This is a genomic window from Rhodanobacter sp. sgz306013, from assembly GCF_057031145.1.
Map to the genome: position 1 here is coordinate 722,129 of NZ_JBXCIJ010000003.1, position 13,130 is coordinate 735,258.

General features: G+C 65.8%; 13 protein-coding genes. 5 read left to right on the forward strand and 8 right to left on the reverse strand.

The genetic code is table 11. The annotated features are described in order from the left end of the window. Positions 1-257: 257 nt before the first annotated feature. Positions 258-788 (forward strand): substrate binding domain-containing protein, encoded by a 531-nt coding sequence (locus AC2EWF_RS12830; RefSeq protein WP_483639751.1) that lies wholly within the window; start codon positions 258-260, stop codon positions 786-788. A gap of 53 nt (positions 789-841) precedes the next feature. Here AC2EWF_RS12830 and folE2 read toward each other — a convergent pair whose 3' ends face one another. The 8 genes from folE2 to AC2EWF_RS12870 all read right to left on the reverse strand — a co-directional run bounded on the left by folE2 (position 842) and on the right by AC2EWF_RS12870 (position 9,850). Continuing rightward, positions 842-1,762 carry a GTP cyclohydrolase FolE2 gene (gene folE2 / locus AC2EWF_RS12835; RefSeq protein WP_483639752.1) on the reverse strand — a complete coding sequence of 307 codons (921 nt, stop codon included), beginning with the start codon at positions 1,760-1,762 and terminating at the stop codon, positions 842-844. Between the two features lie 40 nt (positions 1,763-1,802). Then, positions 1,803-3,089, reverse strand: a complete 1,287-nt coding sequence (locus tag AC2EWF_RS12840) for a S8 family serine peptidase (protein WP_483639753.1) — start codon at positions 3,087-3,089, stop codon at positions 1,803-1,805. After that, positions 3,086-3,739: a zf-HC2 domain-containing protein gene (locus tag AC2EWF_RS12845; protein WP_483639754.1), complete on the reverse strand. Its 654-nt coding sequence runs from the start codon at positions 3,737-3,739 to the stop codon at positions 3,086-3,088. Before AC2EWF_RS12845 ends, AC2EWF_RS12840 begins: the two co-directional genes overlap by 4 nt. Continuing rightward, complete coding sequence (locus AC2EWF_RS12850; protein WP_483639755.1) at positions 3,736-4,320, reverse strand: RNA polymerase sigma factor; 585 nt, start codon at positions 4,318-4,320, stop codon at positions 3,736-3,738. Before AC2EWF_RS12850 ends, AC2EWF_RS12845 begins: the two co-directional genes overlap by 4 nt. Before the next feature lie 46 nt (positions 4,321-4,366). Then, complete coding sequence (locus AC2EWF_RS12855) at positions 4,367-5,131, reverse strand: TorF family putative porin (RefSeq protein ID WP_483639756.1); 765 nt, start codon at positions 5,129-5,131, stop codon at positions 4,367-4,369. 148 nt (positions 5,132-5,279) lie between these two features. Then, entirely contained in the window at positions 5,280-5,987 is a 708-nt protein-coding gene (locus AC2EWF_RS12860) for a c-type cytochrome (protein WP_483639757.1), read from the reverse strand. A gap of 13 nt (positions 5,988-6,000) precedes the next feature. Then, positions 6,001-8,631: an MtrB/PioB family outer membrane beta-barrel protein gene (locus AC2EWF_RS12865; RefSeq protein ID WP_483639758.1), complete on the reverse strand. Its 2,631-nt coding sequence runs from the start codon at positions 8,629-8,631 to the stop codon at positions 6,001-6,003. A 28-nt stretch (positions 8,632-8,659) separates the two neighbouring features. Next, positions 8,660-9,850, reverse strand: coding sequence for a DmsE family decaheme c-type cytochrome (locus tag AC2EWF_RS12870; RefSeq protein ID WP_483639759.1), 1,191 nt, complete (start codon positions 9,848-9,850; stop codon positions 8,660-8,662). A gap of 302 nt (positions 9,851-10,152) precedes the next feature. Between AC2EWF_RS12870 and AC2EWF_RS12875 the strand changes: the two genes are divergently transcribed. From AC2EWF_RS12875 to AC2EWF_RS12890, 4 genes are read left to right on the forward strand one after another with little or no spacing between them, the layout of a single operon-like run. Then, entirely contained in the window at positions 10,153-10,590 is a 438-nt protein-coding gene (locus AC2EWF_RS12875) for a sugar 3,4-ketoisomerase (RefSeq protein WP_483639760.1), read from the forward strand. Continuing rightward, complete coding sequence (locus AC2EWF_RS12880) at positions 10,575-11,240, forward strand: acetyltransferase (protein ID WP_483639761.1); 666 nt, start codon at positions 10,575-10,577, stop codon at positions 11,238-11,240. The genes AC2EWF_RS12875 and AC2EWF_RS12880 overlap by 16 nt, the downstream gene beginning before the upstream one ends. A 7-nt stretch (positions 11,241-11,247) precedes the next feature. Then, positions 11,248-12,201: a hypothetical protein gene (locus tag AC2EWF_RS12885; RefSeq protein WP_483639762.1), complete on the forward strand. Its 954-nt coding sequence runs from the start codon at positions 11,248-11,250 to the stop codon at positions 12,199-12,201. Continuing rightward, complete coding sequence (locus tag AC2EWF_RS12890; RefSeq protein ID WP_483639763.1) at positions 12,188-13,120, forward strand: GNAT family N-acetyltransferase; 933 nt, start codon at positions 12,188-12,190, stop codon at positions 13,118-13,120. The genes AC2EWF_RS12885 and AC2EWF_RS12890 overlap by 14 nt, the downstream gene beginning before the upstream one ends. The last annotated feature ends 10 nt before the right edge of the window (positions 13,121-13,130 follow it).

Sequence of the window (13,130 nt, forward strand, 5' to 3'; positions counted from 1 at the left end):
GGGCAGACGGGTATTTCGCGAGGCCAATTTTGGCCATGACCCAGCCCCAGATATCCGGGCCAATCTAAAGTAGAGACTTCGTGACGCATGGGTCCCGTACCACGTTTTACGTCTCGGCAAGAAATACGTTGGGCTGGGACCGTCCGAGCTCAAGCGCAGTTCTCGGGAGGGGAACAAGCATTTGCCTTCCGTGTGGCTTCCGGTGAGGCGTCAGGATTCCTACATTCATCCCATCGAACGATTCTTGAGAGATTGCGATGAATGAGCTGGAACGCTTCACCTCCCTGGAAGACATCGTGAGTGAGGGCTTCGATCTGGCGATCCGGCTTGGCCAGCTGGACGATTCCAGCCTGGTTGCACGCCGCCTGGCTCCGCTGACGCGCATCGCCTGCGCGGCACCGTCGTATCTTGCCAGGAAGGGCACGCCACGGCACCCGGAAGAGTTGGTGGATCACGATGGCCTGGTCTCCAGCAACGTTCCCGAATCGCTTTACTGGTCTTTTCGATTGGATAGCGGCCAGCTTTACCGCGCCAAGCCAATTTTCCGACTTCGGGCGAACAACGCTGAATGCATCGTCGAGGCGGCAGTGGCGGGATTGGGGATCGCAGCGGTCCCCACTTTTGCCACCGACGCGGCGCTGGCGAGCGGGCTGCTCGTGCCGGTCCTGTCCGACTATCCCCTTCTGAGCTCTGGGATCCACGCCGTGTATAGGCAGAACCGGCACCTGTCACACCGCGTCCGCGTGTTGATCGATTTCCTCACCGAAGGACTGGCCGCCTCTCCTTGACCTTCACCTATAGGTGGATTTCGCCGGGCCGATTAGGTCAAGTTATCGGGGGTCTAGCCAGCTTCCCCGCGCATCGACTTGCTCACCTGCGCCACGGCGTCATGTGGATGCAAGCTTTCCCGGTGCTCCAGGTGGACACGGAAATCCGCAATGGTGTCGTCGTCATCCAGGACGCGGAAGATGCGGCGCGCGGCGTCCTCGCAGAACATCGGGTTCGCGCCGTTGGCGCGCGCGAAAGCCTGTTCGTCCTCCCGCTTCACGGCCGTTTGCACCGGCGTGCCAAGCGCCCGTTCGACGCGATCGACCAGGCTGATCAGGTTCAGCGGCACGCCATCAATGAAGCGCACTGCGAGCCTCGCCACGCTGCGTTGTGCGTGCGGCGTGGCGACGATGCCGCGCTCGCTGCCCAGCCAGGCCAGCACGGCTGCATGCTCCAGCGGTTCGGCACCGTCGAAATCGCGTGCGAACTGCTGCTGTATCAGCTGGCGCGACAGTGCTGCCGAGGCAGGGCAGGTGGAGGAATACGTCACTTCCGTGCCCAGCTCCAGGTGGAAGCCGTCGCTGTCCAGGCGGGCGTCGATGGACACAGGATAGGCGCGCCAACCCGCATTGTCGCTGCGCAATGCGGTGCGACGCACGAACGCATCGAAGCGCAGGCTGGCTCGGGCACGTCGGGCCAGCCCTTGCTGCGAGACGAGGAAGGCGCGCAGCAGGGACTCGAGCAGAGGCGCATCCAGCGGTTGCGCGGACAGGTATTCGTCCGCCAGCAGATACAGGCGGGACATGTGGATGCCGCGCCTGTCTGGCTGCGCGAGATCAACGAAGAGGCCGAGCCGGGCGTTGGCACGCTGGGTCTCGCCGTTGCCGGCATCGAAATGCACCGGCATCCCGATGCCGTCCATGCCCACCCAGTCCAGGACGGCACCCGCGTGCGAACGAGCGAGGGTGGCGACGTCGGGCAGCGGCGAACTCACGCGGTCTTCCGTGGCCGTGGGGCGATGCAGGCTGCCAGACTCAATGCGTGCTTCGCCGCGTGCCACGCAATTGCTCCACCGCCGCGGCGGCATTCACCTGCAGCATGCCGCCCGATACCCTGCTGCTGTCCAGCAGCAGGGTATGGATGCTGCGCGCGTCGAGTCTCGGGGCAAGTGCGAGCAGCAAGGCGACGATGCCGCTCACGTGCGCGGCAGCCATGGACGATCCGGTGGTGAAGTCGTAGCCGTCGCCAGGCTGGGTGGTGAGGATGTCCGTCCCGGGGGCGCTCAATATCCCGGGCGGGGCCGCCGACGTGTCGGCCGTGCGTACCACGATGACGCCGGGGACGTCGTTGGGGAAGCCGTCGGGCACCCCGGCCGGGGGCATGGCGGCCACCACGATGCGCCCGTCTTCAAGCAGGCGCGTCAGCAACATGTGCAGCAATGGGTCGACCGGGCCACCCAGGCTCAGATTGACGATGCGGACCCGGGTGTCGAGGATCGCCGCCAGCGCCTTGGCCAGGGTGAAGGAGTTGCAGCGTGCGCCGGTGTCCGGCACCGGTGGATACCAGCAGGTCTTGTAGACGCTGAGCATGGCGTCGGGGGCGATGCCGACGATGCCCTGGCGGTTGTTGCCATCGGCCGCGATGATGCCGGCCACTTCGGTACCGTGGGGATCGGTATCGAACGTGCGGCCGCCGTCGTCCACCAGGTCGTGCACGTCGCGGATGCGCCCCTGCAGTTCGGGATGGTGCACGTCGACGCCGGTGTCGACGATCGCGACGTCCACCCCGTTGCCTTGGCTGAGTGCATGGGCACGGGCAGCATCGGTGTCGACGAAGCCGCGCTGGAGATCCACATAGGGATCGTTGTATCGGCGCGTGGATGCGGCCTGCTGCGCGTAGACGGCGAAATCCTGCAACGGTTGCGCAAGACGCACCCGCTTGTCCGCGGCGAGCGTCTTGAGCAGGTCGTCCCGCGTCGTGCCGGGCGGAGGTTCGAACACGGCGCAGTACAGCCCGAGCGGCTTGATCGGCCAGCCGGTGATCTCGCGCAGGCCATACTGCCGCTTCAGCGCATCCATGATGGACAGCGCGCGCTGCCCGGCGCCGTAACGCGCAGGCGGTGTGTAGCCCAGCAGGCTGGAGCCGGCGCGCGTCGAGGGCGGTTCCAGCAGGTTGGCGACCGCCAAAACGATGTCGCGGCGTGCATCCATCGACGCCGCCGTCGTAGTCGGTGCACCTAGGGCATCGCTGGCCATCGCCCGGTGCACGGATGCGCCCATGACGGCGGCCAGCGCCACGAGGATGAACGCCCGGACGTTCATGGCGTGGCGCTGATGGGCTCGGCCAGGCGGATGCCGTGCGCGGAACGCAGCTTCGGCAGGATCTGTCCGGTCGCCGCCGCGGCATCTGTCGGCACCACCGTGTAGGCTCCGACGCTATTGGGGCCATGCACCACCTGCAGGTGGAGTGCATGCAGCAAGGCGTTCCAGTCAGCCAGCGTCATGGCCGCATCGGGCACCACGCGGATCGCGCCGGGGGGCATGGGCGTTGGCGCCTCGCTGAGCGTGCGGTAGGGCGAGATTTCGACGGAGGCCAGCTTGACGCCAAGCGCGCCGAGGCCGACCGCCTGGACGAGCACCGCGGCAGCCAGCGCCCGCACCAGCCAGACCCTCGATCGTGGTTGCCGGGGAGTTTCCTGGAGTTCGAGCGGAGTCCGCTGGGGATCGGACACATCGAGTCGGGCCAGCAGGCGCTTCAACCCGGCCTCCGCGTCGAGTGGCAGGTTCGGAGGCAGTGACAGCGCGAGCCGCAGGCGACCCTGTTGCGCGAACTCGGCGCGGCAGGACGCACAGCCAGCGAGGTGGTTTTCCAGCCAGGCAGCCTGTTCCTTTGAGGTGCCATTCTGCAGCACCCAGGGCATCAGTTCCCAGGCGTGCGGGCAATCCATGCCGGGGGGCGCAGTGGGCTTCATGACGCACCCTCCTTACAGGCGACCGGGTTGCCGGCCAGGGCGGGCAGCACGTTGCGGAGCTTGACCCGGGCATAGAACAGCCGTGCCTTCACCGTACCCAGGGGACACTGCATGATGGCCGCGACATCGTCCAGAGAATGCCCCACGCCGTAAACCAGCTCGATCACCACGCGCTGGTCCGCCGACAGGTGTTCGAGTCCCTTGCCCAGCCAGTCGCGCAACTCGCGGTCTTCGTCCGGGTCGTTGGACATGGCGAGCTCGTCCGTCGGCATCTCGTATTCGACGGGTTCGTCGCCGTGCTGCCGCAACGCTTTGAGGCCGCAGCGGTAGGCGATACCCATGATCCAGGTGGAAACGCGCGAATCGCCGCGGAATTCGCCCGCCTTCTGCCAGGTGATCCAGAAGCAATCATTGACGACCTCTTCGATGACGTCGCTGCGTCGGGTGAGACGGGACAGGAAGCGGCACAACCGGCCGTGGTAACTGCGGTACAACGCGGCCAACGCGGCACGGTCGCCCGTCGCCATGCGCTGCAGCAGCATGCGGTCGATGACATCAGCGTCGGTGTCGGCTTCGTTCATGGGTTGCCAGTTTGGTGCCCTTTGGACGCGAAAAGGTTGCCCCGGATCAAAAAGACCATGAAACCGTCGCCACCCACGGCGCAACGCTGGGAACGCCCCGCTGCCGGTACACGCGCGGGTCGGTCACGATACGCTGGAGTTCCGCACGCCAGTTCCCCACGGCCCATATCAGACCGGCATGTCCATAGCGGTAGGAGTCCGGGGATTCGCGGTCGTAGTAAGGGCCTGCGTGCCCCTCGTGGTAAGGACCTGCGTGCCCGTAGCCTCGGTAGGGCGTGGCGGGGGTCTGGGCGATGCCCGCACCGGCGGAAAGATAGAAATGCCATGGCAACGGCCAATGGAAATCGAGATCGGCGGCCCCCAGCGTCCGGCGGTCCCTCGCGTCCAGTACGCGGGCGGCCGACAGACCGAAAGTCAGGACGTCACGGTACATCCAGTGGATGCCCGCCTCGGCCCGATCGAAAGCGCGTGCGCGGGCCGAGCCGGAGTAGCGGTAATACAGCAGGTCCGTCTGCATCTGCCAGGCATTGGACAGTGGCCAGTAGTGCGAAACCCGGGCGGAGGCTTCGGCAAGATGGCTGGGCGTGCGCAGCTCAGTGCCTGCCGACAGGTCCAGCGACCAGCCGGTTGGCAAGGTCCAGGAGGCTGCTCCCTGCAGGATCGGTGTCTGGTTGGTAACCGCCTGGCCGCGATCGACCAGTTGCGAACTGAGTGCCACGGCGCCGTGGAAGCCCGTCGACTGCGCATGCAATCCCCAGGAAAGGCAGGTGCCCAGCACCAGCGATGCCAAGCCAGGTACGGATCGATTCATGGGGTGAATGGTCCGCACCAAATCGCCTGTATGGTTCCCGAGTTTGCGGAGCCTAACGCGAATCCGGGACTGCGGCGGCGTTGCGGGCGATGCCCATCATTCCTCCGGTAGGCGACAGTCTGGCGGGGGCTGGATGAGGGGTGCATGGTCATTGTGTCGCGATGTAGTCCGACAGTGTCTGTATGTCCGCGTCGTCGAGTGTCTGTGCTATGCCATGCATGATCCGCGCATTGCTGGTGCCGCTGCGCGCACCGCTCCTGAAATCGTCCAGTTCTTTTGTCACGTAGACAGCGGAAAGGCCGTGCAATCGCGGGAAGGTCGCCCAAGGGGGCTGTGGCGCATCACTGGGGTACCCCCGTGGCCCACGACCTGTCGGGCCGTGGCAAGCCTGACAGGGAGGCATCCCTCGGGCTGGGTCGCCTTCGAGAAAGAGCCGCCCGCCGCGAGAGGCGGTTTGGCTTTTGCCCACTGGTTTGGCTGGAAGCGAGGCGTAGTAGGCGGCAAGGTTGCGCATATCCGTGTCGCCCAGTGCTGCGGCTTGGCCGCTCATGACCAGGTCGCTGCGCTGGCCACCCTTGAAGGTTCTCAGCTGCACGTAAAGATAGGTCGCCGACTGTCCGGCCAGGTTCGGAAAGTTTGGCGCTATGGCCAGGCCTTGTGGCCCGTGGCAGGCCGCGCAGATGGTCGACTTCGCCTGGCCGGCCCGGGCGTCCCCGCTGATCGGCGGCTGCCGGCGCAGGTCGACCCACGCCGCCGGTTGGCGGGCCGACGTGCCGTCTGTCGCGACCGACGAAAACGCGGACGCCGCCAGTACGGCGGCCGCCAGTAGATGGAAAAAACGATGCATGGAAAACATCGTGATACTTCCCTCAGAGCTTCACAGTCACGAAGGCACCTACCAGCAAGACATGCCAATGCGGTTGCGGGCCGAGTTCGGTGAAGACGCGATTGCCGACAATCAGGTCGGCAGGCGTGTCGAAACCCGCGTAATGCCAGTCGGCGTAATTGCCGAACTCGTATTTCCCGTACAGGGCCAGACCCAGCTTCCGGGTCAGTGCCAGGTTCAGGCGAGCCGTGAGCGTCTGCATGCGATAAACGTTGGCGGGAAAACTGTTACCGACATCCGCCGCGGTCAGGATGGCCCGGTACACCGTGGAGATCGCCGCCAGGCTGGCGTAGTCGTAGCTGTTGAGGCCGCGCGACCAGGTGTAGTCGTAGTCGAGGTCTAGCCGGACCCGCGGCGAGAAGCTGTGCCTGAGCTGCGCGCCGGCGTCGACATCACGCTCGTTGTCAGTTGCCGTCCAGAAATTGGCGTACGGGAAAAACGGACCACCAAATTGCGGGTCTGCCTGCTGCGGTGAGGAAAAGGTCAGCGCCTCGTTGTCGTTGACGTTGCCCTGCTTGAGCCGGCTCGATGCTATGCCCGCGTAGGCACTCATCGAGGTCGCCGCACTCGGCGCCCAGTCCCAGGACAGGTCTGCGCCGGTGGTGTCGAAGGATTGCCGCCCGATGTCCGCACCGTAGCGGCTGCGATTGCCGTACAACGTGGCGCTGAAGGTTGCCGTGGTCCCCAGCGGCATGGTCAGGATCGCCTTGAGCTTGCCCGCCTCGAGGTTGCTCATGTCGTACTTGTACATCTGCGCGACGGTGAATGCGGTATAGCCGACCGCAAGCTGCACGTAGCCGGGCATGGAGGGCGAATACGCGGCGAGATACGGATCGGGGTTGTAGGCCCCTCCCGTCCGCTTCTGGTACTCGTAGCTCAGGCGCAGGGTCGCGTTGCCAAGGGCTTTCGTGTCCCAGCTCAGCTTGACGTGCTGGTCGTTGATGTAGCTGCGTTCGCGCGGACGTGGCGTCTGATAGTCGAGGAGGTAGCTCGCGCCCAGCGTGTTGTCCCAGTTTATCCGGTAGCTGCCGCCCAGTTCCGTCTTGCGGTCGTTGTAGCTGAAGGGGATGCTGGCGATCTGCGCGAAGTTCGACTGGTAGAGCGGACTGCCGGGCTGGAACAGTGCGGTCCCGCCGGTGACGAGCGGTTCCGCCCCGTTTTCGGGAACGTAGCCGTACTGCCCCGTCAACGGGTTGTACATGGTGTAGTGCGTCATGTTGTTCTCGTCGCGCTGACGCAGGCTGACATGCCAGCTGAGCTTCGCGGTGGGACGGAAATCCAGGCGAAGGTTCAACAGGCCGGCGTCGATGCGCGCGTCGCCGTCCTGCCGCGATAGCGCGGCGGTGGTGTTCCAGTCCGCGCAGGCAATGCCGGTGGTGCCGAGGTACTGCCCGCTCGGGCAGTACATGGGATTGAGCGGCGCCTGCAGCGCATCGTTCTGCCGTGTGCTGCTGTAGGCCGCCGAGACGGACAATTCGCCGCGCCACAGCTTCAGCGGATGCGACGCCTCGATCCGCACGTTGTAGTAGTTGTTGTCCGGCTCCAGCGACCAGCTGCCGCCGGTGATGGCCGAGGTGAAGCCAGGCGATACGGCGAACGGCACGGCATAGTCCAGCGTGCGCTTGTGGTTGCGGAAGAACGAGCCGGTCATGGTGAAGTTGACCAGCCAGCCCGAGGCGCCTCCCTTGTTGCGCAAGCCCAGGTTGATGTCCGTGGTGGTGAAGTCGACTGGGCGCACGGTTTCGTACTGCCCGCCGAACGTGCCTGGCAGGCTGGGCGTGCCCGCTCCGCCTGGCCCTGGGCCGACGAAGAAGTAGCTCAGGTACATCGGGCCGCCCCAGTCGCGGTCGCCCGTACGGTTTTCGCTGGTGACGCCGACGTAGCCGATCCAGTCGCGACTCAGTGCGCCCTCCCAGCTGACGCCCTCGCTCTGGCGTTTCACCGATAAGGTCCGGCGTGGCCGGTTCGCCTCCGCGGCCTGCACCTGTGCCGGCGTGCTGCCGGTGGCAAGGCCGTCGGGCAGCGTCAGGTCGGTGGAGCCCGCACCGTTCCACAGCGGATAGGCCGTCGTGCTCAGGGTATGCGGGATGTCCCGGTAGAACGCTTCGACATGATAGTCGCCGTAGCGGCCGGCGCGCAGGCGGTAGTACTGGTCTTCGCTGCTGATCCGGCTGCCGCGGAACTCGGCGTACTGGCCGGTCCGGTGGTTCAGCGCGGAGAACGCGAACATACCCAGCACGAGGCCATCCTTCCAGCCCGAATACATCCGGAAGAACTCGTTGTTGCGGTCGCCGCTGACATGGAGGTAGCCGAATTCGGCCAGCCCGGAGTATGTCCAGCCGCCGCTGTCTGGCCTGCCCTCGTCGGGTATCTGTCGCGGCCAGGGGTAGAGCACGCCGGTCGGCGTGCGCAGCTGGCCGGCGTGCAGCCAGGACATGCCGGCCGGATCCCGCGTGTCGAACATCGCCCAGCCGGTGGGGTCGAGGCTATTGCCGAACTGGCTGTTGCCCACGCGCTGGGTGTCGCTGGAATCGCTCTGCGCCAGCACCGGAGCGGGGCCTGCGACGCCGAGTGCCAATCCGAGCAGGGCAGCCAGGGGTTTGTGCTTGAGCATCGTTCTCCGCCCTTCGCCGGATGGCGGGTCACTGGTGGAACTTGGCACCGTTGGGGTTGTTCGAGCCGTGGATGTTGCTGTGACAGTTCAGGCAGCCGCGCTCCATCACGCGCTCGTCCGGAACCAGCCCGCCGCGCAGGCTCTGACGCGTCAGCAGGTCGTTGGGGTGATCGGTGTTCGTGTGGCATTGCTGGCACAGCATCGGCACCGGCAGGGCCAACAGGTTTTCCTGGTTCGAGCCGTGCGGGGCGTGGCAGTTGAGGCAGTTCTCGGCCACCGGTGCGTGCTCGAACAGGAACGGGCCGCGCTTCTCGGCGTGGCAGGTCGTGCAGGTCTCGTTGACGGTGTCGGTCTTCAGCAGCGGCTGGGTGATGGAGCCGTGCGGGTTGTGACAGTCGACGCAGGACATCTGCCCCTCCGGCAGCGGCATGTGCGAGCGACGGTTGAACTGGGCGCGGATGTCCTGGTGGCAGGTGGCGCACACCTGGTTGATGGATTCGTTCGCCAGCACACCCTCGGCCGACAGCCGCGTCATCGGGTTGTGGCAGTCGGTGCACGACAGGCCGCGCTCCTGGTGCACCGAGCCGATCCAGTGCTGGCGTGCGCCGCCGACGTGGCAACTCAGGCAGGTGCGCGTCTGTACATCGACCGGCGTCCTGGAGTCGTGCGTGAAGGCGATGATCAGGCCGGGTGCCGCGGGATTCTTCGCATGCTCCGAGCCGGGACCGTGGCAGGCCTCGCACGCAGCCTGCGGTCCCGTGTTGGCGCTGCCGGCGCGGAACGCAGCGACATGCAGGCTATGCGCGGCCTGCATGCTCTCCAGCGTATGGCAGGCTGCGCAACTCCTGGCACCGATCGCGTCCGCGTCCGGTGCCAAGGGATTCTTCGGGATCGAGGCCGCATCGAATGGGGTGGCAGGGCCGTCCTCAGACGCAAGGGCAGGGACAGCGCCGCGGTGCATCGCCGCGCCGGCGCCCATGTCGGTGGCCGGCAGCATGCGTGTGATGTCGCTCTCGGTCAGGCGGCTGGATGGCTGGTGCGCGGTGGCCTGGTCGGTGCCTGTGTCGTCACGCTGCTGCGCCTGCGCGACGGACGACCAGAGCAGCACGTTGCCGAAGCCAGCGACCACGGCCAGCAACGCCGTCAGCGACAGTGCCTTCAGGTGTACGGCTCGCCGCTCCCTCTGCAAATCCCGGATATCTTTGCGCGTCGTCGTCATCCAGCCGATCCCATGCACGTCCCCATGGCTTGCTTCCGTCGGAGCGAGGCTCAGGCGCGTGATGCTTCAGGGAGCCCTGCGATACGGAGTGCCGCTTGAACGACGAAAGGTTGCATCCGGCAACCGGCAGGTCCGGAATCGTCGATGGTCCGGTCGCGCGCTATGGCCGTGACCGGAGTCGGAGCGTCGTCACGAACGGAACCGGCACTTGGCCTCTCCCGAAGGAGGCACAACCTTTCGTCAGCCGGAAGACACTCAGGTGTCGTGGGTCATATCCATGAACGCAGGGGCGGGTCCGGTACATGGAAATCGAACGCATCCGGTTGCAGAAGCATGGTGACGATCGCGGCATGCTGATCGCCCTGGAGCAGGATCAGAACGTGCCCTTCGTGATCCGGCGCGTGTACTACCTGTTCGCCACCCATCACGGCGTGCATCGGGGCCGGCACGCGCACCGTCATCTCAACCAGCTGGCCGTGGCGGTGCGTGGCTCCGTCACCTTCCTGCTGGACGACGGCAGTGGCCCGGTGGAGGTCCTGCTCGACGATCCGTCGTACGGCCTGCACCTGGGCAGCATGGTGTGGCGCGAGCTGTACGACTTCAGCGAGGACTGCGTGCTGATGGTGCTGGCCGATCACCTCTACGACCCGGCCGACTACATCACCGACTACGACGCCTTCCTGCGCGAGGTCCGCGGTCCCGTGTACCAGGAGTGCATGGTGGCATGCCAAAGCCTCTAGTCCTCGTCGGCGCGGGCGAGTTCGCGCAGGTCGCCTGCGAGTATTTCGAACACGACAGCGGGCATGACGTAGCTGCCTTCAGCGTCGAGCGCGACTATCTCGGGCAGCCGCAACTGGCTGGCCGGCCGGTGGTGGCGTACGAAACACTAGAAGAACATTATCCGCCGGCCGAGTTCGACGTATTCGTCGCGATACCGGCCAGCCAGCTCAACCGCCTGCGCACGCGCTTCTACCGCGATGCGAAGAGCCGTGGCTACCGGCTCGCCACCTACGTCAGTTCGCGTGCCTTCGTGTGGCGTAACGCCCAGGTGGGCGAGAACACTTTCATCTTCGAGGGCAACGTGGTGCAGCCGTTCGTGCGCATCGGCAACAACTGCGTGCTGTGGAGCGGCAACCATGTGGGGCATCGCACGGTCGTGCACGACAACGTGTTCATTGCCTCGCATGCGGTCATCTCCGGCTATTGCGAGATCGGCGAGAGCAGCTTTATCGGCGTGAACAGCACCTTCAATGACCATGTGAAGATCGCCAACGACAATGTCATTGGCGCCGGCGCGCTGGTCACCCGCGATACGGAACCGGAGCGGGTCTACGTCGGCTCGCCGGCGCATGCGGTGCCCGGCCGCTCGAGTCTCGACGTGAGGCTTTGACCAACGCATGTTCACGTGGGCCAAGAAAGGGCTGGTCTTCGACACGAGGCGGCAGGGCGTCGGAGGCTGGATGTGTCATTCGGCGCTCACGCCGACGCCGTACCGGATCGGCGACGGGCTGATCCGTGTCTATGCCGGGTTCCGCGACGACGAAGGCATCAGCCGGATCGGCTATGTCGACGTGCGTGCGGACGATCCCGCGACCGTCGTGCGGGTCAGTGCCGAACCGGTGCTGGATATCGGCCGAGCGGGCTGCTTCGACGACAACGGCATGATCCTGGGCGATCTCGTCGATGCGCCCGGCGGCCTGCACCTGTTCTATGTCGGCTTCCAGCGCGTGGCCAGGGCCAAGTTCCTGGCCTTCACCGGCCTGGCCGTCTCCAGCGACGGCGGCAACAGCTTCCGGCGTACCCAGGAAACGCCCATCCTGGATCGCGCGCCCGGCCGCAGCACCATAGCCGCGGTGCATTCGGTCATGCACGAGAACGGCCGCTGGCGCCTGTGGTATGCGGTGGGCGACGACTGGGAGCGCATCGGTGCCCAGCCGTTTCCGCGCTATCACATCCGCCACGCCGAAACGGGCGATCTCGCGGCGATCCCGCGCACTGACCAAGTCTGTCTTCGTCCACAGGGCAGCGAATACCGCATCGGTCGGCCGCGCGTATACCGCCGCGACGGCGGTTATCTCATGCTCTTCACGCGCGGCAATATCACCGGCGAATACTTCCCAGGCGTCGCCACGAGCGACGATGGCATCGCCTGGGATCGCCACGACGAGGCGCTTGGCATCGCGCTGTCCAGCGACGGCTGGGATTCGCGCACGCTCTGCTATCCCGCGCTGATCCGCCAGCGTGACAAGCTACTTATGTTCTACAACGGCAACGACATGGGCGTGGACGGCTTCGGCGTGGCCGAAGCCGAACCGGCCGGGTTCGGCGGTGGCGCGCATGTTCTCAGTTAGGCCCTACGCCGCGACCGACGCGCACGCCTGGGATGCGCTGGCCGAACGGTCCCGCAACGGCAACCTGTTGCACCGACGCGGCTACATGGATTACCACGCCGACCGTTTCGTCGACCAGTCGCTGATCATCGAGCGGCATGGCGAGGCGGTGGCGGTATTCCCCGCGAACATCCACGGCAAAGTGGTGACCAGCCACAGTGGCCTCACCTATGCCGGGCTGATCGCCACGCATGACCTGCGCGCCGAATCGACGCTGGCCGTGTTCGGGCAGATCGCCGGGCACTACCGTGCGTTGGGTGTGGAGCGTGTGATCTACAAGGCGGTGCCGCACATCTTCCACGCTTATCCGTGCGAGGAGGACCTGTATGCCCTGCATCGGCTGGGCGCGCAGCTGCGGCGCCGCGACCTCTCCTCGGTCATCGCGCTACAGGAGCCATTTCACTTCACGTCCGGGCGCCGGCGTGCCGTCAACAAGGCGCGCAAGGCTGGCATCAGCCTGCAGACCGGCGCCGATCCGGCAGATTTCCACGCGTTACTGGCCGAAGTGCTTCACCAGCACAATACCCGGCCGACCCACAGCCTCGCGGAACTGCGCCTGCTGCAGGCGCGCTTCCCGCAGCACATCGTGCTGCACGAGGCACGATGCGAAGGGGTGTTGCTGGCGGGTGCGCTCGTCTACGACTTCGGTCGGACCGTCCACACCCAGTACCTGGCCGCCTCAGAGGAGGGGCGGCACGTGAACGCGCTCAGCCTGCTGCTGGCGGAGCTGATCGGCGGCGTCTATGCGAGCCGCAGCTATTTCAGTTTTGGCATCTCGACCGAGCACGAGGGCGGGGTGCTCAACGGTGGCCTGGTCACGCAGAAGGAATACTTCGGCGCGCGTGCCATCGTGCACGACTTCTACGAGTGGACGCTGTAATGGACGCCCG

Bases quoted from the DNA above. Each gene is read 5' to 3' on its own strand.
- AC2EWF_RS12830 (WP_483639751.1), top strand. From the start codon at position 258: ATGAATGAGCTGGAACGCTTCACCTCCCTGGAAGACATCGTGAGTGAG.
- AC2EWF_RS12840 (WP_483639753.1), bottom strand. From the start codon at position 3,089: ATGAACGTCCGGGCGTTCATCCTCGTGGCGCTGGCCGCCGTCATGGGC.
- AC2EWF_RS12845 (WP_483639754.1), bottom strand. From the start codon at position 3,739: ATGAAGCCCACTGCGCCCCCCGGCATGGATTGCCCGCACGCCTGGGAA.
- AC2EWF_RS12850 (WP_483639755.1), bottom strand. From the start codon at position 4,320: ATGAACGAAGCCGACACCGACGCTGATGTCATCGACCGCATGCTGCTG.
- AC2EWF_RS12855 (WP_483639756.1), bottom strand. From the start codon at position 5,131: ATGAATCGATCCGTACCTGGCTTGGCATCGCTGGTGCTGGGCACCTGC.
- AC2EWF_RS12860 (WP_483639757.1), bottom strand. From the start codon at position 5,987: ATGTTTTCCATGCATCGTTTTTTCCATCTACTGGCGGCCGCCGTACTG.
- AC2EWF_RS12865 (WP_483639758.1), bottom strand. From the start codon at position 8,631: ATGCTCAAGCACAAACCCCTGGCTGCCCTGCTCGGATTGGCACTCGGC.
- AC2EWF_RS12870 (WP_483639759.1), bottom strand. From the start codon at position 9,850: ATGACGACGACGCGCAAAGATATCCGGGATTTGCAGAGGGAGCGGCGA.
- AC2EWF_RS12875 (WP_483639760.1), top strand. From the start codon at position 10,153: ATGGAAATCGAACGCATCCGGTTGCAGAAGCATGGTGACGATCGCGGC.
- AC2EWF_RS12880 (WP_483639761.1), top strand. From the start codon at position 10,575: ATGCCAAAGCCTCTAGTCCTCGTCGGCGCGGGCGAGTTCGCGCAGGTC.
- AC2EWF_RS12885 (WP_483639762.1), top strand. From the start codon at position 11,248: ATGTTCACGTGGGCCAAGAAAGGGCTGGTCTTCGACACGAGGCGGCAG.
- AC2EWF_RS12890 (WP_483639763.1), top strand. From the start codon at position 12,188: ATGTTCTCAGTTAGGCCCTACGCCGCGACCGACGCGCACGCCTGGGAT.